The sequence below is a fragment of the Streptomyces sedi genome (genome assembly GCF_006335015.1).
GTDB lineage: Bacteria > Actinomycetota > Actinomycetes > Streptomycetales > Streptomycetaceae > Streptomyces > Streptomyces sedi.
The window spans coordinates 97038-123474 of record NZ_VDGT01000014.1 but is presented as its reverse complement, the minus strand read 5'-3'; the positions used below and the strand labels follow the sequence as shown (position 1 = coordinate 123474).

Below are 26437 nucleotides of genomic sequence, written 5' to 3'. Positions count from 1 at the left end.
AGGCCGTGGCCGGTGCATTTGGATAGTCGAGCCTCGATCCCACGCGCTCGCGCGCCCCTGCATCGTCAGTGCCCCTGCCGTCCGGCGAAGTACACCATCCGGTACTTGCCGATCTGGACCTCGTCGCCGTTGGCCAGCGCGACGGAGTCGATCTGCTCCCGGTTGACGTAGGTGCCGTTGAGACTGCCGACGTCGCCGACGGTGAAACCCCCGTCCGGGCTGCGACGGAACTCCACGTGGCGACGCGAGACGGTGACGTCGTCCAGGAAGATGTCGCTCTGCGGGTGGCGGCCCGCCGTCGTGACGTCGCTGTCGAGCAGGAAGCGGGAGCCCGAGTTCGGTCCCCGGCGCACCACGAGCAGCGCCGAGCCGGCGGGCAGCGCGTCCACCGCGGCCTGGGCCTCCGGCGAGAGCACCGGAACCGGGTGCTGACCGGTCGCCTCGGCGTCGTACGCCTCCAGGCCCGAGATGGAGATCGTGGAGGTGGTCTCCGACGATCCCTCGACCCCCGGGCGCAGCGGGGCTCCGCAGTAGGAGCAGAAGCGGCTGTTGGGGGTGTTGGCGTTGCCACAGCGACCGCAGGCGGGACCGGCGGCGGCCTGGCCCTGGTCCGCTATCCCACCGGCCCCGGGGACCTCGTCCCGGAACAGCGGGCGGCCGGGCTCGGACGGCGGCGCCGGGGGCTGGCCTTGCTGGCGGGCGTGGGCCCCTGCGGCACTGTGGGTACCCCTCTGACGCCTGCCGAACAACCTAGCGAAAAAACTCACCAGCGATCCCCTCGCACCTAGCCCGTCCCGCCACCGGCGGCGGGACGGTCCATTCTCTCTCTCCACCGACCACACACGTCATACTGACAACGTGGGTGGTCTCCCTTAAGTTTCCCTCACTGGGCGGCACCGTGATCGACAACCCCCGTGACGTCGAGTTTCGGTCATGATGACGACTGAGCGTAGTCAGGCTGCTCCGCTGATCGCAAGGCGTCCACTGTCACTGTCTCAGGACGCGTCACGTCCACGGTCGCCTGCTTGTTCTCCAGGGACTGCACCACACCGCCGGGGATGTTCAGCGCCGGCTCCAGGTCCTGGGGGCGGCCGATCGCTTCCACCACGAACGGAGCACGTATCCGCTCCTCGTCCACGTGGACTCCACCGTTGTGGTCCACGAAGGAAGTACTCGCGACGACACGCACCTCGTTGATCTGGAGCGCCTCCGCACCCGCGGCGCGCAGTTCCTGAACCGCGTCGAGCAACATGTCCGCCGTGACGGCTCCCGTCGGATCGTCGACCCGGAGCGTGATGCCCGGGCCCTCGGCGGCCACCGTACCGGCCAGGACACCCAGTTGTCGCTCCCGCTCCTCACTCTGACGCCGGGCCTCCTCGGCCTGGTCGCCGCTGTTCTCCAGCTCGGTGCGCTGGTCCTCCAGGGTGGATCTCTCGTCCTCCAGCCGCGCCGACCGGTCCTCCAGGTCGCTCAGGATGCGCACCAGGTCCTCGGGTCTGGCGCCGCGCAGCGCGGTGTCCTCGCTGCCGGCGGCGCGCACCTGGATGGCCAGGCCGAGGCCGAGGACGAACAGCAGGACGGCGGCCACCAGTTGGCCCCGGCTGGCGCGCGGCGGCCACAGGGCGGCCCGCAGCGCGGCCCGGCCCGTGGGGCGGGGCGACTCGGCGGGCCCGGGCTCCGGCGTGGGCTCGGGGTGTCCCGGGTCGGGCTCGGTCATCGGCCTCACGCCCCGAAGACATGGCGGCGGATGGCCGCCGCGTTGGAGAAGATCCGGATGCCGAGGACCACCACCACACCGGTGGAGAGCTGGGCGCCGACGCCCAGTTTGTCGCCGAGGAAGACGATCAGGGCGGCGACCACCACGTTGGAGAGGAAGGAGACCACGAAGACCTTGTCGTCGAAGACCCCGTCGAGGGTGGCGCGCAGCCCGCCGAAGACCGCGTCGAGCGCGGCGACGACGGCGATCGGCAGATAGGGCTCCATCCCGGTCGGCACCACCGGGCGGGTGACCACCCCGATCACGACGCCCAACACCAGGCCCAGCACGGCGATCACGGGGCGGTCACCTCTTCCGGGTCCTCGGGGTGGGAGAGCGTTCCCTCCGGCTCCGGGGGGAGCGGGCGGGCGCTGCGGGTGGTCAGGCTGGGCGCGGCGGGCAGCCGCAGCCCGTTCTCGGTGGAACGGTCCACACGAATGTCGTAGTCGTCCCTGAGCGTGGCCAGGTAGTGGCCGGCGAGGGTCGCGTCGAACGCGTCGAGCAGGCCGTCCGGGTCGCCGAGGGCCAGCACGGTGTACGGCGGCACCAGTGGCCGGTTGTCGACCAGCACGGCGTCGCCCGCGGCGCGGATCGCGGAGAGCGCGGTCAGCCGCTGGTCGTTGACGGTGACGGCCTCGGCACCCGCCTGCCAGAGGCCGTTGACGACGCGTTGGAGGTCGCGGTCGCGGACGCGGCCGGTCTGGGCGAAGCCGTCGTCCCTGGGGCCGCCGGCGGTGCCGGCGACGTCCTCGGCGTCGTCGACGACCAGCTTGACGCCGGGGCCCTCCACCGCGCTGGCGCCGGCCAACAGGGCGACCAGCTCGGCGCGTTCGGCGTCCTCGTCGCTGAGCGCCACCCGCTGGCGTGCGTCGACGTCGGAGCGCAGGGCGTCGACCCGGCTCTGGAGCGCGTCCAGCTGCTCGGTGCCGTCATGGACGCGCTCCAGCAGCTCCTCGCGCTCCTTGGCCACGGTGGGGGCCGCCTCGCGGGCCTGGGCGGCGCCCAGGGTGACGACGAGGCCGGCGAGGACCAGGCCGCCGGCCAGCCAGAGCTTCGCGCGGGTGGTGCGCGGCAGCTCCGACCGGCCGGCCTCCCGACGCCTCGCCGCCGCCTGGGCGTAGCCCTCGTCGAGGGTGTGGTCCATGACGGTGGTGAGTAACGACATGGAGGCGTCGGGGCGCGCGCGGGGCGCGGCCCCCGGCTCCTGCTCTGGCATGGCGCACATGGTGGCACGCCGGTTGTCCGGAGATCGAATCGGGCCGGTCCGCCGGCCCCCGGTCAGCCCTCGGCGCCCTCCACCACGCGCGACCAGTCGTCCAACAGCTCCTGCGCCGCGGCGTCGTCGGGCCCCTCGGCCCACAGGTGGGTGACGGCCTCGGCCGGGTCGGGCAGGACCAGCACCCAGCGACCGTCGGGCTCGACGACCCGCACGCCGTCGGTGGTGTCGACGGAGCGGTCGCCGGCGGCCTCGACGACGCGGCGCATCACCAGGCCCTTGACGGCCCAGGGGGTGGCGACGTCGCGGCGCTGGACGTGGGCGCGGGGGATGCGGGCGTCGATCTGGCTGAGGGAGAGCTGGGTGCGGGCGACGAGGCCGAGTAGCCGGGCGAAGGCGGCGGTGGCGTCGAAGACGCTGCTGAACTCGGGGACGATGAGGCCGCCCCTGCCGTCGCCGCCGAAGACGGCGTCGTCGAGGTGGGCGGCCCTGGTCAGGTCGTCGGGCGAGGTGGTGCTCCAGTCGACCTGGGTGCCGTGGTAGGCGGCGACCTGCTCGGCGATCCGGGTGGTGGTGACGGGCAACGCGACCCGGCCGCCCCGGCGTTCGGCGGCGATCAGGTCGAGCATGACCAGCAGGGCGCGCTGGTCCTCGATGATCCGGCCGCGCTCGTCCACCAGCGCCAGCCGCTCGCCGACGGGGTCGAAGCGGACGCCGAACGCGGCGCGCGCCGAGGCGACGATCTCCCCCAGGCGCACCAGCCCGGCGCGGCGGGTCTCGGCGCTCTCGGTCGGTCGGGCCTCGTCGAGGCCCGGGTTGATGGTCAGGGCGTCGACGCCGAGCCGGCCGAGCAGGCTGGGCAGGACGAGGCCGGCGCTGCCGTTGGCGGCGTCGACGACGACCTTGATGCCGGACTCGGACAGTCCCGTGGTGTCGACCGCGCGGAGCACCGAGCCGGTGTAGGCGTCGAAGACGCTGGCGGGGAAGCGCAGGTCGCCGATCTCGCCGGGGAAGGCGCGGCGGTACTCCTGGCGGGCGTAGACCCGGTCCAGCTTGCGCTGGCGGGCCTGGGAGAGGTCGGCGCCTCGCTCGTCGAAGAACATGATGTCGACGGAGTCGGGGACGCCGGGGGTGGTGCGGATCATGACGCCGCCGGCGCTGCCGCGCGCGGTCTGCTGGCGGGCCACGGGCAGCGGCACGTTCTCCAGGTCGCGGACGTCGATGGCGCTGGCCTGGAGCGCGGAGATCACGGCGCGCTTGAGGGCGCGCGCGCCCCGGGAGTGGTCCCTGGCCGTGGTGACGGTGGAGCCCTTCTTCAGGGTGGTGGCGTAGGCGCTGGCGAGGCGGACGACCAGCTCGGGGGTGATCTCGACGTTGAGGATGCCGGAGACGCCGCGGGCGCCGAAGAGCTGGGCCTGGCCCCTGGCCTCCCAGATGACCGAGGTGTTGACGAAGGCGCCGGCCTCGATGGTCTTGAACGGGTAGACGCGGACGTTGCCCTGGACGATGGACTCCTCGCCGATCAGGCACTCGTCGCCGATGACGGCGCCGTCCTCGATCCTGGCGGCGCGCATGACGTCCGTGTTCTTCCCGATGACGCAGCCGCGCAGGTTGGTGCCTGGGCCGATGTAGACGTTGTCGTGGACGACGGCGCGGTGGAGGAACGCGTCGGACTTGACGACGACGTTGGAGCCGATGACGGTGTGCTCGCGGACCTCGGAGCCGGCCTCGATCTTGGCGTAGTCGCCGACGTAGAGGGGGCCGCGGAGCTTGGCGTCGGGGTGGACCTCGGCGCCCTCGGCGATCCACACGCCGGGCGAGATCTCGAAGCCGTCGATCTCGACGTCGACCTTGCCCTCCAGGACGTCGGCCTGGGCCTTCACATAGCTCTCGTGGGTGCCGACGTCCTCCCAGTAGCCCTCGGCGACATAGCCGAAGATGGGGCGGCCCTCCTTCATCAGGCGGGGGAAGACGTCGCCCGACCAGTCGACGGAGGTGTCGGGCTCGACGTAGTCGAAGACCTCGGGCTCCATCACGTAGATGCCGGTGTTGACCGTGTCGGAGAAGACCTGGCCCCAGGTCGGCTTCTCCAGGAAGCGTTCGACGCGGCCCTCGTCGTCGACGATGGTGATGCCGAACTCCAGCGGGTTCGGCACCCGGGTGAGGCAGACGGTGACCAGCGCCCCGCGCTCGCGGTGGAAGCGGACCAGGTCGGTGAGGTCGAAGTCGGTGAGCGCGTCCCCGGAGATGACGAGGAACGAGTCGTCGCGCAACGCCTCCTCCGCGTTCTTCACACTTCCGGCCGTGCCCAGCGGTTTCTCCTCGTGGGCGTAGGTGAGGTCCATTCCCAGCTCCTCACCGTCGCCGAAGTAGTTCTTCACCAGGGAGGCGAGGAACTGCACCGTGACCACGGTCTCGTTGAGCCCGTGCCGCTTCAGCAGGCGCAGCACGTGCTCCATGATGGGGCGGTTGGCCACGGGCAGCAGGGGCTTGGGCATGCTCGCGGTCATGGGACGAAGCCGGGTGCCTTCGCCACCAGCCATTACGACGGCCTTCATAACGGAAGTGTCCTCCTTGGGTCCGACAGTCGTTCCGACTGTGCCCGCAGGGAGGGGCCCGGGCCCGGGGTGGCTCCCCGGATTGCGTGCGACACGTACGGGCTCCGGACCCCCGCGACGCTGCCAGGGCACATCAGTCGGGCGTGGCATCCACCGTGAGAAGACGGCGGACCTGGACCACGTAGAGGATCCCTGCCCACCAGTAGAGCGCTGTACCCCAGCCGGCGAACGCCCATCCGAAAATAGCAGCGAGTGACCCGAGCACACCACTTGAGTCACTGAGGAGCAGCAGCGGGAAGGCGTACATCAGATTGAAGGTGGCGGCCTTGCCCAGGAAGTTGACCTGGGGTGGGGCGTAGCCGTGGCGGTCGAGCAGCCAGACCATCACCAGCAGCATCAGCTCCCTGGCCAGGAGCAGCGCGGTCAGCCACAGCGGGAGGACCTCACGCCACGTGAGGCCGACCAGGGTGGAGAGGATGTACAGCCGGTCGGCGGCCGGGTCGAGAACGCGGCCGAGCGCGCTGATCTGGTTCCACCGGCGGGCGAGTTTGCCGTCGAGGTAGTCGCTGACGCCGCTGAGGAAGAGGACGAGCAGCGCCCAGCCGTCCCTGTTGGGGCCGTCGAAGACCGGGGAGAGCACGAGCCAGAGGAAGAGGGGCACACCCAGCAGGCGGGCCATGCTCAGGACGTTGGGAATCGTCCAGATCCGGTCCGTCTGCACCCGCGTCTCCTGGACCTCCACCCGGAAGCCTCCCCATCGCACCGTGTCGTCGCCAACGCGTTCAGACCCTACCGGGCGGCGGTGACATCGGGCACGACGGGGACGCGCCGGAGGTCAGGGGCGTTTGACGACGGGTCGGCGGCGCCGTTCGATGACCTCGGGCGCCCCGGCGGGTGCGCCGGGCAGCCGATGCGAGGCGGGTGGAACGGGCGTGACGGAGACCAGACTGCTGGGTGTCGGGGTCAGCCACGGGGTGGCGATCGGGCAGGTCAGGCACATGGGAACGGGCGTGGTCGAGCCGCCGGCGCGGCGTGTCACGCCCGCGGACGCGCCCAGGGAGCTGGCCAGGACGCGGCGGGCCGTGCGGGCGGTGGCGGCCGACCTGCGGGCGCGGGGCACGCTGGCGGGCGGCGAGGCGCAGGCCGTGCTGGAGGCGCAGGCGCTGATGGCGGAGGACCCGGAGCTGCTGGCCGACGCCGAGCGGCGGATCAGCGTGGGCAGCGGCGCCGAGCGGGCGATCCACGACGCGCTGGCGGCCTACCGGGCGCTGCTGGCCGGCGCCGGCGACTATCTGGCCGGAAGGGTCGCCGACCTGGACGACGTGCGCAACCGGATCGTGGCGCGGCTGATGGGGCTGCCGACGCCGGGGGTGCCGGACAGCGACGAGCCGTATGTGCTGATCGCCCGGGATCTGGCGCCCGCCGACACGGCGTTGCTGGACACCTCGCTGGTGCTGGGGTTCGTCACCGAGGAGGGCGGGCCGACCAGCCACAGCGCCATCCTGGCGCGGGCGTTGGGGGTGCCGGCGGTGGTGGCCGTGGAGGGGGTGGGGCGGATCGCCTCGGGGACGGTGGTGGCGGTGGACGGCTCCACGGGGGAGGTGGTGGTGGAGCCGGACGCCGCGCGGCGGGAGCGGCTGGCCGAGGCGGCGGCGCGGCGGCGGGCGGCCGTGCTCAACACCAAGGGGCCTGGGGCCACCTCGGACGGGCACCGGGTGCCGCTGCTGGCGAACGTCGGCGGTCCGGCGGACGTCCCGGCGGCCGTGGCGGCGGGGGCCGAGGGGGTGGGGCTCTTCCGCACGGAGCTGCTCTTCCTCTCCGGCGGGGAACGGCCGCCGGAGGTGGCGGAGCAGACGCGGGTCTACCGGGAGGTGCTGGCGGCCTTCCCCGAGGGGCGGGTGGTGGTGCGGGTGTTGGACGCGGGGGCGGACAAGCCGCTGGCCTTTCTCGCGTCGGGGGCGACGGAGCCCAACCCGGCGCTGGGGGTGCGGGGGTTGCGGGCGCTGCTGGCCCATCCGGAGGTGTTGGCGGGGCAGTTGGCGGCGCTCGGCGAGGCGGTGGCCGGGCTGCCGGTGCATCTGGAGGTGATGGCGCCGATGGTGGCCGACCGGGCGGACGCCAGGGCGTTCGCCGAGGCGTGCCGGGCGGCGGGGCTGGCGGCGTCGCCGGGGGCGATGGTGGAGGTGCCGGCGGCGGCGCTGCGGGCGCGGTCGCTGTTGCGGGAGGTGGAGTTCCTCTCCGTGGGGACCAACGATCTGGCGCAGTACGCGTTCGCCGCCGACCGGCAGGTGGGGGCGGTCTCCCGCTGGCAGGACCCGTGGCAGCCGGCGCTGCTGGACCTGGTGGCGTCGGCGGCGCGGGCCGCCGGGGACGCGGGGAAGGGGTGCGGGGTGTGCGGGGAGGCGGCGGCCGATCCGCTGCTGGCCTGCGTGCTGACCGGACTCGGGGTGACCAGCCTGTCGATGGGGGCGGCTGCCATCCCGCAGGTGCGGGCGACGCTGGCGCGGCACACGCTGGCGCAGTGCCGCCGGGCGGCCGAGGCGGCGCGCGCCGCCGAGGGGGCGCGGGAGGCGCGGGCGGCGGCGCGCGGGGTCCTCTCCGGGGAGTGAGCCCCTGCGGGGAGGCGCCCCGCGGGGCTCACGCCTCGGGCGCGCCCTCGGGGGCTCAGCCCGGTGTGGCCTCCTCGCGCCGCCCGGGGCAGGCGCCGGTCGGCGGCCTCGGGGAGGCGCGGTAGTCGACGTCCGGCTCGGGGGGCAGCGGCTCGCCGGAGGTGGGGTCGGTGCAGTAGGCGGCGAAGACCTGGGCCTCGCTCAGCGGCAGCAGCCGCCCGGCCGTCAGCCGCCAGCCCCGGACCGACTGGCGCGGGGGCTCCTCGGCCGTCCGCAGCACCAGGCCGCCGGAGGCGCCGCTGACCAGGCCGGCGGCGAGCACCGCGCAGAAGACGGCGGCCTCCTCCTCCCCGTAGGCCCTGCCGCCGGAGGAGGCGGCGGGCTCGACGCCGAGGCTGGCGCTGAGCGTGGCGTCGGGCAGCAGCACGCTGCACACCAGGTGGTGTTCGCCGGGGCCGGCCCGCTCCAGCAGCCAGCGCAGCAGGCCGGCGGCGCGCGCGAAGGCGCAGCGTCGCTGCGGGACGCCGCAGCGCGGGCAACGCCCCGCCTCGGCCAGCAGGCGGACGCCGCGGTCCCAGACGTAGCGCGGGTGGTCGGCCGGGGTCGGCGGCCCCCCTTCCGGCCGGGCGCCCGGCGGCCGGGACGGCGCCGGCCGGCGCCGCTCCTCCCGCCGGCCACCGGTCGGGCGCCGCCTCCCGCGCCCCGGGCGGCGGTCCCTCGACCGCCCGGCTCCCGGGTCCCCCGCCCCCGCGAATCCCTCGAACCAGCTCATGACGCCCACCTCACGGTCGAACCAACAACTGGTCACTCACCGTAGCGGCCGTCACTGACAGTCGCCCTCTCGTGGGCGAGGCGGGCGAAGAAACGGAGCAGCTCCGGGTCGTCCACGGCGCCGAGATTGGCTGCCCGCTCCAGTGCGACGCCCTGGAAGAGCCGCTTGACCGGCACCTCCAGGCGCTTGCCCGTGCGGGTGTGCGGCACCCCCGGGATCTCCAGGATCTCGTCCGGGAGATGGCGCGGCGAGAGCCGTTCGCGGATCGTGGCGGCGATCCGCTCGCGCAGCGCCCCGTCGAGCACCGCGCCGTCCGCGAGCGCCACGAACAGCGGCATCCAGTAGCCGCCGTCCGGCCGTTCCACGCCGATCACCAGCGACTCGGCGATCTCCGGAAGCAGCTCGACCGCCTCGTAGATGTCCGCCGACCCCATCCGCACGCCCTGCCGGTTGAGCGTGGAGTCGGAACGGCCGTGGATGACCACCCCGCCCCGCGAGGTGTGGGTGATCCAGTCGCCGTGGCGCCAGACCCCCGGGTAGGTCTCGAAGTAGCTCTCCCGGTAGCGCGCGCCGTCCGGGTCGTTCCAGAAGCCCACCGGCATCGAGGGCATCGGGGTGCCCACCACCAGCTCCCCCACCTCGTCGATCAGCGGGGTGCCGTGCGGGTCCCAGGCCGCCAGGTCGGTGCCGAGGCAGGGCGCCTGGAGCTCCCCCACGTACACGGGCAGCGTCGGCACGCCGCCGGCGAAGCAGCTGCACACGTCGGTGCCGCCGCTGACCGAGGCGATCCACAGGTCCTCCCCGGCCTCCTCGTGCAGCCAGCGGAACCCGTCGGGCGGCAGCGGCGAACCGGTGGTGGCGACGCAGCGGGTCGCCGACAGGTCCAGGTCGCGGGCCGGGTGGACGTCCTTCTTGGCGCAGGCGGTGACGTAGGCCGCCGAGGTGCCGAAGACCGTGGCCCCGACGCGGGCGGCGACCCGCCACTGCACGTCGGCCGTCGGCTGCGCCGGGGCGCCGTCGTGGAGCACGGCCGTGGTGCCGGTCAGCAGGCTGGAGGCGAGGAAGTTCCACATCATCCAGCCGGTCGAGGTGTACCAGTACAGCCGGTCGCCCGGCCCGAGGTCGAGGTGGAGGCCCACCTGCTTGAGGTGCTCCAGCAGGATGCCGCCCTGGGACTGGACGATCGCCTTGGGCAGCCCGGTGGTGCCCGAGGAGTACAGCACCCACAGCGGATGGTCGAACGGCACCCGCTCGAAGACCGGTTCGACCTCGCCCGCCGTCAGCTCGTCCCAGCCCAGCGCCGACTCCGGCGGCGCCTCACCGAGCAGCGGCACATGGACGACGGCGCGCAACGAGGGCAGCCCCGCGCGCAGTTCCGCCACGGTCTCGGCGCGCCGGTGCTCCCGGCCGCCGAAGCGGTAGCCGTCCACCGCGAACAGCACGACGGGCTCGACCTGCTGGAAGCGGTCCAGCACGCTGCGCGCCGCGAAGTCCGGGGCGCACGAGGTCCAGACCGCGCCCACCGCCGCGCTGGCCAGCAGCGCCACCACGGCCTCGGGGACGTTGGGCAGATAGCCGCACACCCGGTCGCCGGGGCGCACGCCCAGCTCGCGCAGCGAGGCCGCGAGCGCCCCCACCGCGTGCCGCAGCTCACGCCAGCCGACCGCGCGCTCGTTCAGCTCCTCGTCCAGGGCGAGCAGCGCGGGGGGCGCGTCGTCCCGCCCGTCCGCCGGGCCGCGCAGCGCGTGCTCCGCGTAGTTGAGGGTGGCGCCGGGGAACCAGCGGGCGCCCGGCATCCTCGGGTCCTGGAGCACCGCCGACGGCTCGGTGGCGAAGCGGACGTCGAAGAAGGCGGTGACGGCACGCCAGAACGCCTCCAGGTCGGTGACCGACCAACGGTGCAGCGCCGCGTAGTCGGTCCCGGGGTCACCGGTCGGCGGCGGGGCGCCGTGGTCCTCGGCGGCCCGGGCGTGGAAGCGGCTGATCCGGGCGGCGGCCACCCGCTCGGGGCTCGGGCGCCACAGGGGCTCGGGGGCGCGGTCTTCGGTGGTCATGGGCGGCTCCGTGGGCGACGACACTGGCGCTGGGCTACCGGGACGATCTCAGCTCGCCACGGTCGGCACCAGTGTGGCGGCACCCGAACGGCCGGCCAACGCCCGCACCGGCTTTCGGGGCGTGCGGAGCCCTGGTACTGCTGAAGGATGCGCCTGCTTCGCGTGGTGACCGCCGTGCTGGCGGTGGGGGCGCTGGCCGCCCTGGCCGGCGTGCTCGCTCCGACGCGCGCGCCGGAGCGGTCGGCTCACGCGCCGGCGGACTTCGTCGCGCTGCGCGACGTGGCGCCCGGGATCGAGCAGGACATCCGGTACGCCGGGGACCACAACTTCGTGGGCGAGCCGATCGACGGCTACGAGGAGGCCGAGTGCCTGCTGGCCGAGGAGACGGCACGCGCCCTGGAACGGGTGCGGCGCGACCTGGAACGGGAGGACGGTTCCGGCCTGCGGGTCTTCGACTGCTACCGGCCGCAGCGCGCCGTGGACCACTTCCTGCGGTGGGCCGACGACCCGTCGGCGACCGAGCGGCGCGAGGAGTTCTATCCGCGGGTGCCCAAGGAGCGGCTCTTCGACGAGGGCTACCTCGCCGAGCATTCCGGCCACAGCAGGGGCGGCACCGTCGACCTGACGCTGCTGGACCCCGAGGGCCGCGAGGTGGACATGGGCACCGGCTTCGACTTCTTCGACCCGGCCTCGCACCCCGACTCCACCGAGCCCGACGAGCGGCAGCGGCGCGCGAGGGAACGGCTGCGGGAGGCGATGGAGGCGCGCGGGTTCTCGCCGATCGACACGGAGTGGTGGCACTTCAGCCTCGACGAGGAGCCCCACACCGACCGGCGCTTCGACTTCCCCGTCAACCGGGAGGAGTTGCGGACCGGGTGAGGGCGCACGCCGGCGGGTGGTTGACCGTCACCGCCGAAAACGGTGACGGCGGCGTCCCGGAGCCACCCCCGTCGGTCCCGGAACCCGCCGTCCCTGTATCTGGACGCCACTTTCGCGACCTTGGTTCGCCCCTTCCCCGGCTTTGTCACCCGTTCGCGACAATCAGTGGCCGAGTCCCGGGCAAAAGGGGCCGAAAGCGCTCCCGGTACCGGTTCCGGTGCGGAGAGGAAGGCGGTTCAGGGGGTGGTGCGAGGGCGGCGCGGCGGGACGGCGACCAGCGGGCCGAGGCGTTTGACCAACATGGCCATCTCGTAGGCGACCTGACCGACCTCCGCCTCCGGGTCCGTCAGCACGGCCAGCGCGCTGCCCGATCCGGCCGCCGTCACGAGCAGGAACGCCTCGTCCAGCTCGACCAGCGTCTGACGGGCCGTCCCGGTGTCGAAGTGCTGGCCGACGCCGCGCGCCAGGCTGTGGAACCCGGAGGCGACGGCGGCCAGTTGCTCGCTGTCCTCCCGGCCCAGGGCGCTGGAGGCCCCGCGCGCCAGGCCGTCGGCGGCCAGCAGCAGGGCGTGGCGGATGCCGGGCACCCGCGTCACCAGTTCGTCCAGCAGGGGGTCGAGGGACTCGGCAGCCGGCTGGCCCTTCCGCTCGGCGGGGCCGGGGGGCGTGGGCTCGGGTACGGTCATGCGTCCTGTCCTTCTGTCTGACGTCTCTTCGGTTGCCGCGTGGCTCGGTGGCGGGCGGGCGACGGCTCTCGGGGCGGGGTCCCCCAGGGGCGGGTCCCCAGAGGGCCGGTCCTCAGGGGGTGGGGGCCGGCGGCGGCTCGTCCTCCCCGTCCGGCTCCGTCTGCTGCCGGCCGCGCCGCCAGCCGCGTTGCAGTGCCGCCAGCCGGCTGCGCAGCTCGTCGGCGTCCACCTCGGGCACGGCCTCCGGGTCGGGGTGGCCGCCGGGCTCGCCGGTGGCGCGCGCCGGGGTCTCGGGCGCCGGCGCCGCGCGGCGCACGCGGCGCGGCAGGCCGGCGCCCGTCACTCCCTCGCGCGCCGGGCGCTCGGGTTCGGACGCGCCGGCGCCCGCGCCGCCCCGTTCGGGTGGCGGCGGGACCGGCCGGCCGTGGTCGGCGACCAGCACGGGCGCCGCGTGGCGCCGCCCGCCGGGCGCCGGGCGGGCGCCCGGGTGCTCGGCGGCGTGCTCCTCGGTGCCGGCGGGGCGTCCGATGTCGCCCTCGGGGTCGACCGCCGCCTCCAACTCGACCGGCCCGTCCACCGGTCCGTCCAGCAGCGCCGGCCGCCCCGCGCCCGAGGCGAGGCGCTCCCGCACCGGCGCGCCCTCGGGGGCCTCCGACAACAGTTCGCCGGGGATCAGGGTGACGGCGGTGGTGCCGCCGTAGGGTGACTCGCGCAGCGCGACCTTGACGTGGTGCCGCTCGGCCAGCCTGGCCACCACGAACAGCCCGATCCGGTCGGTGTCGGAGAGTTGGAACTCGGTGATCTCCGACAGCCGCCGGTTGGCCTCGCGCAGCGCCTCCGGCGTCATGCCGAGACCCCGGTCGTGGATCTCCAGGGTCACGCCGTGCGGAACGCGCTCGCCCGAGACCTGGACCGCGGTGTGCGGGGGCGAGAACACCGTGGCGTTCTCCAGGAGTTCGGCCACCAGCTGCACCAGGTCGGCGACCGCGCCGCCAGCGACCACCAGCGGTGGGAGGCGGCGGATCTCGACACGTTCGAAGTCCTCGATCTCGTCGACGGCGGCCCGCACCAGCTCGCTCAGATGCTCCGGCTTGCGCCACTGGCGGGCGGGCGCGGCGCCGGAGAGGATCACCAGGCCCTCGGCGTTCCTGCGCATCCGGGTGCTGAGGTGGTCCAGGCGGACCAGGTCCACCCGGGCCTCGCTGTCCTGGCTGCGCTGCTCCATCGTCTCCAGCAGCTGGAGCTGGCGGTGCAGCAGCACCTGGTTGCGGCGGGCCAGGTTGACGAAGACCTCGGAGACCCCGCGCCGGGTGTAGGAACGTTCGACGGCCGCCGAGGTGGCCTCGCGTTGCAGGGTGTTCAGGGAGCGCCCGATACGGCCTATCTCGTCCTCGGCGTACTCCAGGCGGGGCGCCTCCGTCTCCATGTCGACGTGCTCACCCGCCTCCAGGCGGCGCGTGACGCCGGGCAGCCGCACCTCGGCCGCGTCCGTCGCCTCCCTGGCCAGGTCGGTCAGGTCGCGGGTGAGGGAACGCGCCCCGCGCACCGCGATCCAGGCCGCGCCCGCCACCAGCGCCAGGCCGAACCCGCCGGCCAGCACCGCGCGGACGACCAGCGGGGTGTGGGAGGAGTCGAGGCGGTCGGCCAGCCGGCCGTCGGCCTCGGCGATCAGCGCGCCGGTGCCCTCCAGCACGTCGAAGGTGCTCTGCTGCCAGTGGCCCGGCAGCGGGGAGCCGAGATCGCCCGCCAGCTGCTGCTCCGCCTCGGCGAGGATGCGCGCGGTGCCGCTGTCCCAGAAGCCGTCGTGGTTCTGCCGGTCGTCCAGCGGGAGGTCGGGCACGGACTGGGCGTAGACCGCGTTACGGGCGGCTATCAGGTCGGTGAGCGCGCGGCGTTCGGTCTCCGTGCCGCGGCCGGTGCCCAGGACGCCGGCGACCAGCGCGTCCTCCTGGGAGATCAACTCGCGGGCCTGGCGCAGCCCGGCGACCGCGCTGGCGTGGCGCTGGCCGGAGGCGTTCTCCGCCGGGGGCAGCGCGGCGCGGAAGCGCAGCGCCGAGGCGGTCAGGTCGCTGTAGGCGTCCAACGCGCCGGAGAGCGGGATGGTGTTGCTGTCGGTCTGGCCACGCAGCCGGTCCAGCTCGCCCAACGTCCGCCGCAGCGTGGCGAGTCGGCTCTCGGCCGCACCCGCGAGGCCGCCCTCGGCGTCGTCGGTGGCCCGCCACAGCCGGCGCAGCGCGACCCCGGTCTCGGCCCTGGCGGCGTCCAACGCGTCGAGCGCGTCGGCCCGTCGGGGGTCCGCGAGATAGACGACGGCGTCGCGCCGCTCCCGCTGGAGGGCGGCTATCAACTCCTCGGTGGGGGCGGTGAGCCGGTCGGCCGCGGAGGAGGAGTCGGTGGCGTCGAGCGCCGCCGAGACGGTGAGCGCCGCGGTGAACGCCCAGACCAGCAGCAGGGACAGGAGCGGCACCAACACCAGCGTCCAGACCCTGCGTGGGACCGTCTTGCCGCGAACGCGCATACCCTCCCCTTGCTGTGCCCGGCCGCTCCGCACGCGATGGGTGTCCACGTGTCAACGTGTCGACAGCGCGAGCCTACTACCGGTCAGGCCGGCGGGCCCGCCCGGTGCGCACTCCCGCCATGATGGGGTGACCCGGTGGGCGCCTCATCCTGGTCCGTGGCCGGCGGAGGCGCAAGGCGTTCTACCATGGTCACCCGAGGACATATCCGCGCATCTCACCGTGCAGGGGGCCCAGCGGCGTGTATGCGAGACCCCGACTTCCCGATCCCGTGCGCACCGCAGCCGTGCGCGCGGTGATCATCATCGCCCTGACGCTCTGCCAGCTGGTGGTGATGCTGCTCGCGTTGCTCGCGGGCTCCTGGCTGGTGCTGCCGATGGCCATATCGACACTGCTCAGCGCGGTGGTGGCGACCTGGTCCGTGCTGGACATCTGGGTGACCTCGCAGTCCTGGCGGCAGCGGAACGGCGTGGTCTCCGTGCCGAGCAGCGTCGCGCGGGCCAACGCCAGGGCCCGGCGCGCCGAGCGCCGGGCCGCGAGGAAGGCCGCGCGCCGTCAGGGCAGGGGCGGCGCCGCGCCCGCGTCGGACGCCTCGACGGGCGCCGAGGGGACGGAGGGTTCCGAAGGCGCCGGCGACTGGGACGTGTTGGGCCTGCGGTAGACGCGGGTGGCGGTGACCTCGCCGTGCACCGGCTCCGACTCCTCGTCGGTGCGCGGCAACCCGGGGCGCAGATGTTCCTCGACGCTGATGTACTTCAGCCCGGCGCGCAGGTCCGCGTCGTTGCGCAACCGGATGACCAGGGGGAACTCGGCCAGCGCCGTCGTGTCGAACAGGCCCGTGGTGTAGAGGAGTTGCACGCCGAGGGCGTCGGCGACCGCGCGTTGCAGCTCCAGCAGATAGGTGGCGTTGGCGCGGCCGATGGGGTTGTCCAGGAAGAGCGTCCCTGCGTGCCGGTGGCCGTCGCGGCCCCGGTCGTTGCCGCGCAGCGCCGCCATCGTGCAGTACAGGGCGATGGCGGCGGTCAGCAGCTGGCCGCCGGAGAAGACGTCTCCCATCTGGCCGACGGGCACCCGCTCGGCGCGCAGCACGGCGTCCGGCTTGAGGATCTCCACGCGCACGCCCGCCGGGCTGATCGCCGCGTGCGTGCCGCGCAGCAGCAGGGAGACGCCGTCCCGGCGCAGGTCCGTGTTCTTCCGGACGGCGGCGCGGGTCACCTCGTCGACGACCTCGCCCAGGCGCTCGGTGAGCGTGGCCTGGTCGGGCTCGTCGAAGCGGATGCGCAGGAACTCCTGCCCCGACCACTCCCCCAGCCCCTCCGGCAGCCGGGAGAGCCGCTGCGCGGAGCGGAGGGTGGCCAGCGCCGACTCGACGAGGCCGCGCAGCCGGTCGACGATGCCGTCCCTGTTCCGCTCCAGCTGGGTCAACTCGTCGCCCAGCACGCGCAGTCGGGGCGCGAACGCCTCCGCCCAGGCCGCGGCGTGGGTCGGCAGGGCGGCGGCCGGCAGCTCCCTGATCTGGGTGCGGGCCGGGGTGCGGACCTGCTCGTAGCGGCTGGCGTTGGCGTGCCGCACCAGCTGGTCGCAGGCGTCCCGCACGGCGGACTCGGCGGCGGCCAGCCCGGAGCCCGCGGCGCGCAGCGCCCGGCGGGCGTCGCCGACGGCCGACCTGGCCTCGTCGATGGCGCCGGGGTAGGGCTCGGGGGCGGCCGGCGCCTCGTCGGACTCCTCGCCGGGGTCGCGGAGTTGGTCGCCGAGCTGGGCGGCGCTCTCGGCGAAGCCCTCGGCGGCGCGCACCGCGCGGGCGTGCCGCTCGGCCAGGGCCCGGTGGGCGGTCTCGGCCTCGGCCAACTCCTCCTCGCGGGCCGCCAGCTCGGCCTCGGCGGCGCGCAGCAGCTCGGCCGCGCGCGCCGCGTCCTCGGGGACGCGGTCCTCCGGCAGCGCGATGTGGGCGTCGCCCTCGGCCGGCGCCAGCCGCTCGGCCTCGCCGCGCAACCGGCCAAGACGCTCGCTGGCGGCGGCCGAACGCCCCTCCAGCGCGTGGACCTGCGCCTCGGCGCGCTCCGCCGCGGCGCGGCGGGACGGGCCGTCGGCGCCCTCCGAGTCGTCCAGGAGGCGGGCGGCGCGGGTGCGGACCTTGTTGCTCAGGCGGTCGAGGGCGGCGCGGGCCGCCGACTCGTCGCCCTCGGCGCGGGCCTGCTCGGCGCGCAGGTCGGCGCCGACGCCGACCTTCTCGTAGAGCCCGGAGGCCGAGCGGTACGCCTCGCGCAGCGCGGGCAGCGAGGTCTCGGCGCCGGGCCGCGCCCCCAGGTCCGCGTCGTCGGGGGCGCCGGAGACCTCGGCGCGCTCGGCGCGCAGCGCGTGCGCGGTGCGGCGCGCGTCGTCGGCGGCGCGCTGCGCGGCGCGGCGGTCCTCGTCGGCGGTCTGGGCGACGTTCAGCAGCTCGGCCGCGCGGGCCTCGGCGTCGGCGGCCTCGGCAGCCAGCTCCCGGCTCCGGGTCCGCCAACGGCCGCGCTCCCGCAGCCGGGAGGCGAGGCCGACCAGCGCGTCGGCGGCGCGGCCCGCGCGCTGCGCCGCCTCCTGCCGGGCGTCCCTGGCGTCGGTGGCCTCGGTGGCGGCGACCGCCGCCTCGTCGGCCTCGGCGACCAGCGCCGTCAGCCGCGCCTCGGCCTCGGCCGCCGTGGCCGCCGTGCGCTCGGCCGTGGCGCCCAGCTCGCCGAGCCGGCCGGCCGGGCAGCCGGCGCGCCAGGAGGCGAGCCGCGCGGCCAGCGCCCGGTCGCCGGTGACGCGGGCGGCCAACGTCCTGATGTCGCCGTCGCGTTCGCCGGCGCGGGCGCGCAGGGCGTGGCGTTCGTCGTCGGCAGCGCGCTCGTCGTGCATCGCCGGGTTGGGCGGGACCAGGAAGATGCCGCTGTCCGCGCCGCCGGGCGGCGGGGTCGGGGCGAGCAGCGCGGCGGCGGTGCCGACGGCGACGGCGGAACGGGGCAGCAGCGCGGCCTCCGCGAGCACCTCGCGGGCACGGGCGTGGCTGTCCACGTCGGTGATGACGACGCCGTCGACCAGCTCGGGCCGGGCGGCCAGCACCGCCGCGTGGTCGGCCGGGTCGACGGCCTGCGCGAGATAGCGCCAGCCCGGCAGGGCGGGAACGCCGTGCTCGCCGAGGAACTCGACGGTGGCCAGCACGTCGGGACCGGGCGGCAGCAGGCCGCCGTCACCGAGCGCGGCGAGGATGCGGGCGTCGTCGGCGGCCTCGGTGCGCAGCGAGAACAGTCGGCGCTCGGTCGTCTCCAGGGAGTCGTCGAGCAGCCCGGCCAGGGTCTCCGCGTTCCCGTCGAGGTCGGCGACGGTCAACTCCTCGGTCACGCCCAGTAGTTCGGCGAGACGTCTCTCGGTGGCCAGGGAGCCGGCGGTGGCGCGTTCCGCGGCCAGTGCGGCCTCGGCCGCCTGCGCGGCGTCGGCGGCGCGGGCGGCGGCCAGCTCGGCGGAGGCCCGCTCGCCGGCCAGCTCACCGGCGCGTTCGGCGGCGCCGGTGGCGGCGATCCGCGCCGTCTCGAACGCGGCGACCGCCGCGCGGGAGGCGTCGGCGGCGGCGAGCGCGGCGGCGGCCGGGTCGGCGCCCGGGCCGTCCTCCAGCCAACCCGCGCGGACGGCCTCCGCCATCTCCTGCTCGGCCTCGTCGAAGCGCTGCCGCAGATGCTCGGCCTCGCTGCGGGCGCGCTGCGCCTCGGTGGCGGCGGCGGTGGCGTCGCGGTGCGCGGTCTGGGCCTGGCCCACGAGGGCGGCGGAGCGCTCCTCGTGCTCGGCGGCGGTGGCCTCGCCGCGCTCGGCCGCCGTGTGCAGGGCGCGCACCAGCGCGGCTGCGGCCTTGGACCTGGCGGCCAGCGCGGGCGCCGCGTCCCGCTCGGCCTCCTGGATGGCGGCGGCGACCCGCGCGGCGCGGTCGGCGGCGGCGCGGTGCTGGAGCACCGTCTCGGCGGCCTGCCAGGCGGCCTGTCGGGTGCGGGCCTCGGTCAGCTCACGGCGCTGGGCGGTGGCCGCCTGCTCGGCGGCGGCCAACGCCAACGACGCGTGGCGAAAGGCGAGTTCGGCGGTGATGCGAGCCGCCCTGGCCCGGGCGTCCTCGGCGGCGGCGACGGCCTCGGCGCCGCTGTCCGCGCTCTCCGCCAGCTCGGCGGCCAGCCCCCGCTCGCGCTCGGCCCTGGCCGTCAGCCGCCGGGTCAGCCCGCGCGCCCGGTGCTCGGCGGCCGAGTGGACCGAACGGGCGGACTCCCGCTCGCCGGCCGCCTCCGTGACCCGGCCCAGCAGCTCGACGGAGCCGGCCGTGAAGTCGCGCTCGGCGGTCAACTCGGCGCGCCGGCCCAGCTTGTCGGCGAAGCCGTGCACCAGGTCGGCCAGGCCGTCGGTGTCCCTCGGATCGGTGACGGCACGCAGCAGCAGGTCGGTGAAGTCCACGTCGTTCTTCACCGCGAAGAGGCCGGCGGCCTCGCCCTCGTCCGCGTTCATCTCCCGCTGGTAGCGGAAGAGTTCGGGGTCGAGGCCGAGCCGGCCCAGGTGCTCGATCCAGCGCTCGTGGATCTCCTCCCAGACGACGTCGAGGTTCGGGTAGGCGCGGCCGGTCTCGGTGAGGACGTCGCGGAAGCCCTTCATGGTGCGGCGCCGGCCGCGCGCCCCCGAGCTGCCGTCGCCGGACTCGGGGCGGCGCAGCGCGGTGGACTCGGCGACGGGCAGCGAGTCCAGGCTCATCCCCGGGCCAGGGCGGAACGAGTACCACGCCTCGGCGAAGCGGCGCGGGTCGTTCGACACCTGGCGACCGCGCCACTCGCTGACCTTGCCCACGACGACGCTCTCGCCGGTGCGGGTGTGCTGCCACTCCAGGGCGACATGGCCGCAGTCGTCGGCGAGCAGGAACTTGCGCAGCACGCCGGAGCTCGCGCCGCCCAGGGTGTTGCGGTGGCCGGGCAGCATCACGGAGAAGATCAGCTTGAGGAGCACCGACTTGCCGCCCCCGTTCTCCAGGAAGAGGACGCCGGCGGGGGCCGGGCGCAGCGGCGGCCCGACCGGCTCGTCCTCGAAGAAGTCCGCCTGGGCGGGGGCCGGTTCGGGGACGGGCGCGCCGACGCCACGCAGGTCGAGCACGGTGTCGGCGTAGCGGGCACCGGCTGGGCCGATGGAGTAGAGGCGGACCCGGGACAGCTCGTACATGGCGGCGACTCTCGTGCGTTTCTACGTGGTGGGGACGGTGGTGGTGCGGGCTCGGCGGTGGAACGGCGGGAAGGGGTGGCGGTGCGGGGCTCAGCGGTGGAACGGCAGTCCGGCGCCGTCCGCGAGGTCGGTGGCGTCCGGGTCGCCGGGCAACAGGGTGCCGGAGCCGTCGCTGACCGGGACCAGGCCGAGGTCGGTCAGCTCCGTCAGCGCGGCCGTGGTCGCCAGCTCGCGGACCTGGAGCTGGTAGCGGGGGGTGGTGCGGTAGGTGCCGCCCTGCTCGTCGCCGACGCGGTGCAGGAAACCCGAGTCGGCGAGGAAGGCGACGGCCTTGCCGACGATGCCGGTCGTCGAACCGGCCAGCCGGCGGGCGTCCTTGGTGGCGCCGGTGGCGCTGCGCCGGACATAGACCCGCCAGGCCGCCTCCAGCCCCGGCTCCTCGCTGGCGGGGTCCGTGTTCTCCCCGCGCTCGGCGGCGCGCTCGGCCAGCCGCTCGCAGGCGTGGCGGACGAAGGACTCCACGCCGTTGACCGTGATCCGGCCCAGGTAGTCGTCGTCCGCGAGATCCGCCGGGCGGGGGAACGCCAGCGCGGCGACCGCCAGATGGGCCAGGCCGTGCAGGAAGCGGTCGGTGGTCTCGGCGGTGGCGCGGCGCGCGTACTCGCCCATGCGGACGGCGAAGACCGAGTCCTCAGCGGCGGCCACCGCCATCCCGGCGCGCGGGGAGACCTCCAGCACGACCAGCCCCAGGCCGCCGGCGACCGCGTCGGCGACCCGGGCGAAGGGCGGCTCCTCCTGGTAACGGCGGAGCAGGGCCGCGTAGTCGGCGTCCCTGGCGGGCGGCAGCTTGGGCTGGAGACCGAAGGAGACCAGCCGGGCCGCGTCGGCGGCGTCGGCCGGGGTGAGCGGCACCGCGGCCGGCGGCCCCTGGGGCGTGGGCGCGGTGCTGGGAGGCGGGATGCTCAACGGTTCTCCTCCGTGCGTGCGGCGGCCATACCGGCCGCGTCCAGCAGGGCGGTGCCGACGACGAGGTCGGCGCCGCCGAAGTCCTGATCCGTCAGCGGCGTGCCGTCGTCCACGGCGAACAGCAGCCGCCGCTCGCCCTGCCGGTAGGCCGTGCCGACCGGCGGACTCGCCGCGTGCGCCGCCAACAGCGCGATCAGATGCGGCAGCTCGGGGTCGCGGGCGCGGGCGTCGGCGAGCAGCCCGGAGAGCCGGCGCGGGGCGTCGGGCGGCAGCCGCAGCAGCTCCGTCGCCGACTCCAACTGGGCCTCGCTGAACCGGCTGTCGTCCGGGGTCGCCACCAGGTCCGGCTCGGGCAGCTCGGCGCCCAGGTGCTCGCGGGGCGCGGGCGGGGTCAGCAGCTGCTCGACGAGGTCGGTCAGCCGGACGGCGCCCGGCGGGCGCGGGCCGGTACCCCGGGCGAACCAGGCGTCGGTCACCCGCGTCGCCTCCGCGACGGGCGTCGGCAGCAGCGGGGCGAGAAGCTGGCCGTACAGGTCGGTCCCGGCGCGGGCGGCCGGGGCGGCGAACGCCTGGCGGTCCTGCTCCGCGCGGAAGAGCGGGCCGGCCTCCAGCAGCCGGGACTGGAGCTGGGTGTGGCGCCGGATGCAGTCGCGGACGATGTCCACCAACTCTGCGGCGCGCAGCTTGTGGTCGGAGTCGACCGCCTCATCCCTGGCGTGCCGGATGTGGGTGAGGATCGCGTTCTCGTGGCGGTAGCGGTCGGCGATGTGGTCGAGCGCCTCGTCGACCATGTCGGGCACGGTGTGCAGCCAGTCGACCGCGCGCACGTCCCGCCGGGTGGAGTCCAGGGTGCGGCGCAGCGTCTCCGCGTACTGCACGGTGCGGTAACGCGCCTGCTCGGCGGCGAGTTGGGCGTCGGCGAGGCGGCCCCTGTTGACCAGCACCTCCAACTTGACCTCGGCGGCGATCTGGGCGCTGGTGACGTCGGTGTCCAGGGCGCCGACCAGGACGTTGACCGCCTCGTCCGTGGTCCGCAGATAGACCGCGCCGCCGGGGCCCTGGACCTCCTCGATCAGCTTGAAGTCGTAGTCCCTGCGGGTGTATTCGCCGTCCGCGCCGAAGGTGCCGTAGACGGCGCGGAAGCCGCGGTCGACGCTGCCGACGTTGATCAGGTTGTCCACGACCCAGCGGGCGACGCGGCGGTGCTCGGCGACCGGGCGGCCCGGCGCCTGGGCGGCGATCCTCGGCAGCAGCCTCGCGATGACCTGCTCCTGCTCGGCGCCGGTGTCGAAGTCCATCGCGAGAGTGACCAGGTCGATGGCGGCGAGCGCGACCTCGGCCATCGCGTAACGGGCGTACTCCCCGGCCAGGTTGGCCTTGCGGGTGTCCAGGTCGTGCAGCGGCGCAGTGCAGGCGAGGGCGCGCAGGCGGCGCGCCAGGCCCTCGTCGGCCGCGGGGCCGGGGGCGGGTCTCGCGGACGCGGACGCGGACGCGGGCACCGGGGGCGGTGCCTGCGCGGCTGCTCCCGGCGGGGCCGGCGCGGCCGGCGCGGCTCCTCCCGGCGGGGCCGGCGTGGTGGTGCTGCCGTTGGGTGAGGGTACGGTCACGAGGCACACCCTAGGCGGTGCCACCGACAACGCTTGATTCGGCACGGATGCCTGGGTTGTCCGCGGGGGCGCGGGGGTTGGCCAACGACGGCCGTGGGGGGGCGATTGTCATGCGGCTGGTGGTGGGTGGGGTGCGGTCGGTGGTGTGCGGTCGGTGGTGTGCGGGGCGACAGCCGAGCCGGGACTTGCGGTGGGGCGTCGGCCTCGGGCCGGTGAGGGTTGCTCGCACAGTTCCCCGCGCCCCCGGAGCGCCGCGTCAGGGAAGGGGAGGCGGCGAGCCTTCAGCCGGTGGGGGTTGCTCGCGCAGTTCCCCGCGCCCCCGAAGGGCCGCGTCGGGGAAGGGGTGTGGGCGACCCGCAGGCAGGTGGGAGGTTGCTCGCGCAGTTCCCCGCGCCCCCGGAGCGCCGCGTCGGGGAAGGAGTGTGGGCGGCCCAAAGGCCGGTGGGGGTTGCTCGCGCCGTTCCTCGCGCTCCCCGGAGTGCGCCGCGGGGGTGGTGGGTGTCAGGACAGGGGTTGTTCGGTCCAGATGGTCTTGCCCGTGGCGGTGTAGCGGCTGCCCCAGCGGTGGGCGAGTTGGGCGACGAGGAAGAGGCCACGGCCGCCCTCGTCCGTGGGGCGGGCGCGGCGCAGGTGGGGTTGGGTCTCGCTGGGGTCGGAGACCTCGCAGATCAGCGCCTCGTCGCGGATCAGCCGCACGCCGACCGGGCCACCGGCGTAGCGGATGGCGTTGGTGATCAGCTCGCTGATGATCAGCTCGGTGGGGAAGGCGGTCTCCGTCAGCTCCCACTCGCGCAGCTTGTCGAGGACCAGGTCGCGCGCGCGGCCGACGACGGACGGTTCGGCCGGGAGCTGCCAGTCGGCGGTGGAGTCGGGCGGCAGCGGGCGGACCCTGGCGACGAGGAGCGCGATGTCGTTGGCGGGGGCGCGTTCGGGCAGCAGCCGGTCGAGGACGGCGCGGCCGGTCTCCGCCGGGGAGCGGTCGGCGCGGGCAGCCCCGGTCAGTTGCCCGGTCAGCTCGGCCGTCCGGTCCTCGACCAGGTCCTCGCTGAAGAACGCCAACAGGCTGCCGGGGCCCACCCGCAGCGAGAACGTGTCGAACGGCGTGCCGCCCACGCCGAGCGAGGGCCCGGGCTTGAACGGCAGCACCTCGGCCGCCTCCCCCGGCTGCGCCACCACGGGTGGTGTGCGGCCCGCGCTGGCCATGACGCACTCGCCGCTGACCGGGTCGTAGACGCAGTACAGGCAGGTCGCGCCGATCGCGCCGCCCTCGCCGTCCTGCTCGTCGGAGGCGAACTCGGCCAGCCTGACGGCCAGGTCGTCCAGGCGGGTCATCAGCTCGTCGGGCGCCAGGTCCATGTCGGCCAGCGTCTGCACCGCCGTCCGCAACCGGCCCATGGTGGCGGTGGCGTTGAGTCCGTGTCCCGCGACGTCGCCGATGACGAACGCGACCCGGGCCGAGGAGAGCGGGATCACGTCGTACCAGCTGCCGCCGATGCCGGCGGTGGTCTCGGCCGGCACGTAGTGGCCCGCGGTGCTGGCGGCGGTGACCTCGAAGTCGGCGGGGGGCAGCAGGCTGCGCTGGAGGGTCTCCAGGGTGTGGTGCTCGCGGGTGTAGCGGCGGGCGTTGTCCAGGCTGAGGGCGGCGCGGGAGCCGACCTCCTCCGCGAGGTCGGCGTCGGCGTCGTCGAACGCGGAACGGTCGGGCGAGCGCCACAGTGCCAGCGCGCCCAGCACCTGTCCCCTGGCGCGCAGCGGCACCACCATCAGCGAGCCGGGCGGCCTGGGCAGCAGCAGCCGGTCGGTGTCCTGGCCGCCCGGGGAGCGGTCGTCGGCGTGGACCGCGCGGAGCGCCGCCGCGTCCCCGTCTCGGATGACCCGGCGGCCGTCGTCGGGGGCGGCGCCCGGCGGCGCCTCGACGTGGAAGACGGCGCCCAGCGGGTGGACCCCGTCGGGCCACGCGCCGTGCGCGCCGGCGGTCGCGACCCGGCGCACCTGGCCGGTGCTGAGCGCGTGGCGCCCCGGTTCCTCGCCGCCGAGGACACGCTCGCCGAGGTCGACGGCCGCCAGGTCGGCGAAGTCGGGCACCAGGACGCGGGCCAGTTCCTCGGCGTTGTGGGTGACGTCGAGCGAGGGGCCGATGCGCTGCGCCGCGCGGTGCAGCAGGTCGAGCCGCAGCTGGGTGCGGCGTTCCTCGGTGACGTCGGTGTAGACGCTGACCACGCCGAGCAGCCCGCCGCGCGGGTCGTCCAGGCGGAGCGAGGTGATCGACACCTTGCGCTCCCGCTCCGGGGAGTCGCGGCGGCGGTAGACGTGCTCCCAGTTGACCAGCGGCTCGCCGGTGCGGGCGACGCCGGCGAGGCGTTCGGCGACGGCCGCCGCGTCCTCGGGGTCCATGATCTCGTCGAGGGTCACGGGCAGTTCGTGGTGGAGGCCGAGGCTCTGGTTCCTGGTGCTCCACTCGTTGGGGTCGGCGTTCATCCGGGTGATGGTCAGCTCGCCGTCGTGGATGGAGAGCCCGACCTGCTGCTGGGAGAACAGGGCCCGCACCAGCGCCCGGTCCTCGTCCTGCTGCCGTGCGGTGCCCGCGTCGGTGAGCGCGACGAGGCGGTGTTGGCGTTCCCCACGCAGCGGGGGGAAGACGTCGAGGCGCGCCTCGACGGGCGGCCCGTCGCGGTGTGGGACGCGGACGGGCCAGCTGCCGACCGTGCCGGCGCGCAGCGCCTCGCGGGCCTCGGGGTCGGTGACCAGCTCGGTCAGCGGGGTGCCGGGCAGCTGCCCGGTGGGCACCCCGGTCAGCCACTCCGACCCCGGGGTCACGGCGAGGACCGTCCCGTCCTCGCCCACTTCGAGCAACACCACCGGTCTGCCGGGCGCACCGCCCAGGTCACCGGGTGTGGGGATCGCGCACACGTTCCTCCCTCGGGTCCGCGGGACGCAGCCCTCTCCCCCACTGTCGCGGACACCGCCGGGACCGGCGACTTCTCCGGTCCGACCGGGTCCCAGCCGGTGCGACCCGGGAGGAGGGATGCGAACGGCCCGGAGCGGGGATGCGGGCGCGCCGGGACGGGAGTGCAATGGGGGGACGGCCCCCGAACGGCGGGGGCGGGCGAGTCGACGGCGCGGCCCGGCCGGGTCCGGGCGGGGAAGGAGGCGGCGATGACCGCTCCACGGCGCCTGCTGCGGGTTTTGCCACCGGAGCACAGGGACACGCTGATGGGCCTGGCGAGTGAGGTCTCCTTCGAGCAGGGGCGGCGGATCTTCGAGGAACGCGGCACCGCCGACCGGTTCTGGATCGTCCGTTCGGGCACGGTGACGCTCGATCTGCGGCTGGGCGGCCCCCGGCCCACGGTGGTCTCCTCGCTGGAGTCGGGCGACCTGCTGGGCTGGTCCTGGCTCTTTCCGCCGTTCCAGTGGGACTTCGGCGCCGAGGCGCTGAGCCCGGTGCGGGCCTACGAATGGCAGGGCTCCCAGGTGCAGGCGCGCTGCGAGAGCGACCCGGAGTTCGGCTACGCGCTGCTGCGGGTGATCACGGAGATCCTGGCGCACCGGGTGCAGGCGGCGCGGGTGCGGCTGCTCGACCTGTTCGCGCCGCACGCCGCCGCCGGGCGGTGAGCGCGCG

At 75.2% G+C, this 26437-nt stretch carries 18 protein-coding genes; 4 read left to right on the top strand and 14 right to left on the bottom strand.

What is annotated here, in order from left to right:
• Window positions 1-65 precede the first annotated feature (65 nt).
• The 6 genes from FH715_RS18845 to clsA all read right to left on the bottom strand — a co-directional run bounded on the left by FH715_RS18845 (window position 66) and on the right by clsA (window position 6272).
• Entirely contained in the window at window positions 66-767 is a 702-nt protein-coding gene (locus FH715_RS18845; protein WP_139646853.1) for a double zinc ribbon and FHA domain-containing protein, read from the bottom strand.
• A 164-nt stretch (window positions 768-931) separates the two neighbouring features.
• Window positions 932-1717, bottom strand: a complete 786-nt coding sequence (locus FH715_RS18840) for a DUF881 domain-containing protein (protein WP_139646850.1) — start codon at window positions 1715-1717, stop codon at window positions 932-934.
• Window positions 1718-1722: 5 nt separating this feature from the next.
• The gene (locus FH715_RS18835; protein ID WP_097232514.1) at window positions 1723-2055 is read right to left on the bottom strand and encodes a small basic family protein; all 333 of its coding nucleotides are present in this window, start codon (window positions 2053-2055) and stop codon (window positions 1723-1725) included.
• Window positions 2052-2981 carry a DUF881 domain-containing protein gene (locus FH715_RS18830; RefSeq protein WP_139646848.1) on the bottom strand — a complete coding sequence of 310 codons (930 nt, stop codon included), beginning with the start codon at window positions 2979-2981 and terminating at the stop codon, window positions 2052-2054. Before FH715_RS18830 ends, FH715_RS18835 begins: the two co-directional genes overlap by 4 nt.
• A 53-nt stretch (window positions 2982-3034) precedes the next feature.
• Entirely contained in the window at window positions 3035-5530 is a 2496-nt protein-coding gene (locus FH715_RS18825; protein WP_139646846.1) for a mannose-1-phosphate guanyltransferase, read from the bottom strand.
• A 133-nt stretch (window positions 5531-5663) separates the two neighbouring features.
• Window positions 5664-6272 (bottom strand): cardiolipin synthase ClsA, encoded by a 609-nt coding sequence (clsA, locus tag FH715_RS18820; RefSeq protein WP_139646845.1) that lies wholly within the window; start codon window positions 6270-6272, stop codon window positions 5664-5666.
• Window positions 6273-6402: 130 nt separating this feature from the next.
• Here clsA and ptsP point away from each other — a divergent pair, with 130 nt between their 5' ends.
• On the top strand, window positions 6403-8139 hold the full coding sequence (ptsP, locus tag FH715_RS18815) for a phosphoenolpyruvate--protein phosphotransferase (protein ID WP_139646843.1): 1737 nt from the start codon (window positions 6403-6405) through the stop codon (window positions 8137-8139).
• A gap of 55 nt (window positions 8140-8194) precedes the next feature.
• Here ptsP and FH715_RS18810 read toward each other — a convergent pair whose 3' ends face one another.
• Window positions 8195-8911 carry a hypothetical protein gene (locus FH715_RS18810; protein ID WP_139646840.1) on the bottom strand — a complete coding sequence of 239 codons (717 nt, stop codon included), beginning with the start codon at window positions 8909-8911 and terminating at the stop codon, window positions 8195-8197.
• Between the two features lie 32 nt (window positions 8912-8943).
• Window positions 8944-10965 carry an acetoacetate--CoA ligase gene (locus FH715_RS18805; protein WP_139646838.1) on the bottom strand — a complete coding sequence of 674 codons (2022 nt, stop codon included), beginning with the start codon at window positions 10963-10965 and terminating at the stop codon, window positions 8944-8946.
• Window positions 10966-11112: 147 nt separating this feature from the next.
• Between FH715_RS18805 and FH715_RS18800 the strand changes: the two genes are divergently transcribed.
• A complete protein-coding gene (locus tag FH715_RS18800) occupies window positions 11113-11844 on the top strand; it encodes a M15 family metallopeptidase (RefSeq protein WP_139646836.1) in 732 nt (243 codons plus the stop codon).
• Between the two features lie 236 nt (window positions 11845-12080).
• On the opposite strand, the gene FH715_RS18795 is transcribed toward FH715_RS18800, so the two are convergent.
• Window positions 12081-12530: a roadblock/LC7 domain-containing protein gene (locus tag FH715_RS18795; protein ID WP_139646835.1), complete on the bottom strand. Its 450-nt coding sequence runs from the start codon at window positions 12528-12530 to the stop codon at window positions 12081-12083.
• 112 nt (window positions 12531-12642) lie between these two features.
• Window positions 12643-15048 carry a sensor histidine kinase gene (locus tag FH715_RS18790; protein ID WP_139646833.1) on the bottom strand — a complete coding sequence of 802 codons (2406 nt, stop codon included), beginning with the start codon at window positions 15046-15048 and terminating at the stop codon, window positions 12643-12645.
• 269 nt (window positions 15049-15317) lie between these two features.
• Here FH715_RS18790 and FH715_RS18785 point away from each other — a divergent pair, with 269 nt between their 5' ends.
• Window positions 15318-15707: a hypothetical protein gene (locus FH715_RS18785; RefSeq protein WP_211367707.1), complete on the top strand. Its 390-nt coding sequence runs from the start codon at window positions 15318-15320 to the stop codon at window positions 15705-15707.
• Here the strand turns inward: FH715_RS18785 and FH715_RS18780 are convergent.
• The 4 genes from FH715_RS18780 to FH715_RS18765 form a co-directional block, all read right to left on the bottom strand.
• Window positions 15602-20245: a hypothetical protein gene (locus tag FH715_RS18780; RefSeq protein WP_139646831.1), complete on the bottom strand. Its 4644-nt coding sequence runs from the start codon at window positions 20243-20245 to the stop codon at window positions 15602-15604. The two genes, FH715_RS18785 and FH715_RS18780, sit on opposite strands and share 106 nt — an antisense overlap.
• Window positions 20246-20335: 90 nt before the next feature.
• A complete protein-coding gene (locus FH715_RS18775; protein ID WP_139646829.1) occupies window positions 20336-21211 on the bottom strand; it encodes a hypothetical protein in 876 nt (291 codons plus the stop codon).
• A complete protein-coding gene (locus tag FH715_RS18770) occupies window positions 21208-22710 on the bottom strand; it encodes a hypothetical protein (protein WP_139646913.1) in 1503 nt (500 codons plus the stop codon). Before FH715_RS18770 ends, FH715_RS18775 begins: the two co-directional genes overlap by 4 nt.
• A 609-nt stretch (window positions 22711-23319) precedes the next feature.
• The gene (locus tag FH715_RS18765) at window positions 23320-25728 is read right to left on the bottom strand and encodes a SpoIIE family protein phosphatase (protein ID WP_139646827.1); all 2409 of its coding nucleotides are present in this window, start codon (window positions 25726-25728) and stop codon (window positions 23320-23322) included.
• Between the two features lie 246 nt (window positions 25729-25974).
• Between FH715_RS18765 and FH715_RS18760 the strand changes: the two genes are divergently transcribed.
• A complete protein-coding gene (locus tag FH715_RS18760; protein ID WP_139646825.1) occupies window positions 25975-26430 on the top strand; it encodes a cyclic nucleotide-binding domain-containing protein in 456 nt (151 codons plus the stop codon).
• The last annotated feature ends 7 nt before the right edge of the window (window positions 26431-26437 follow it).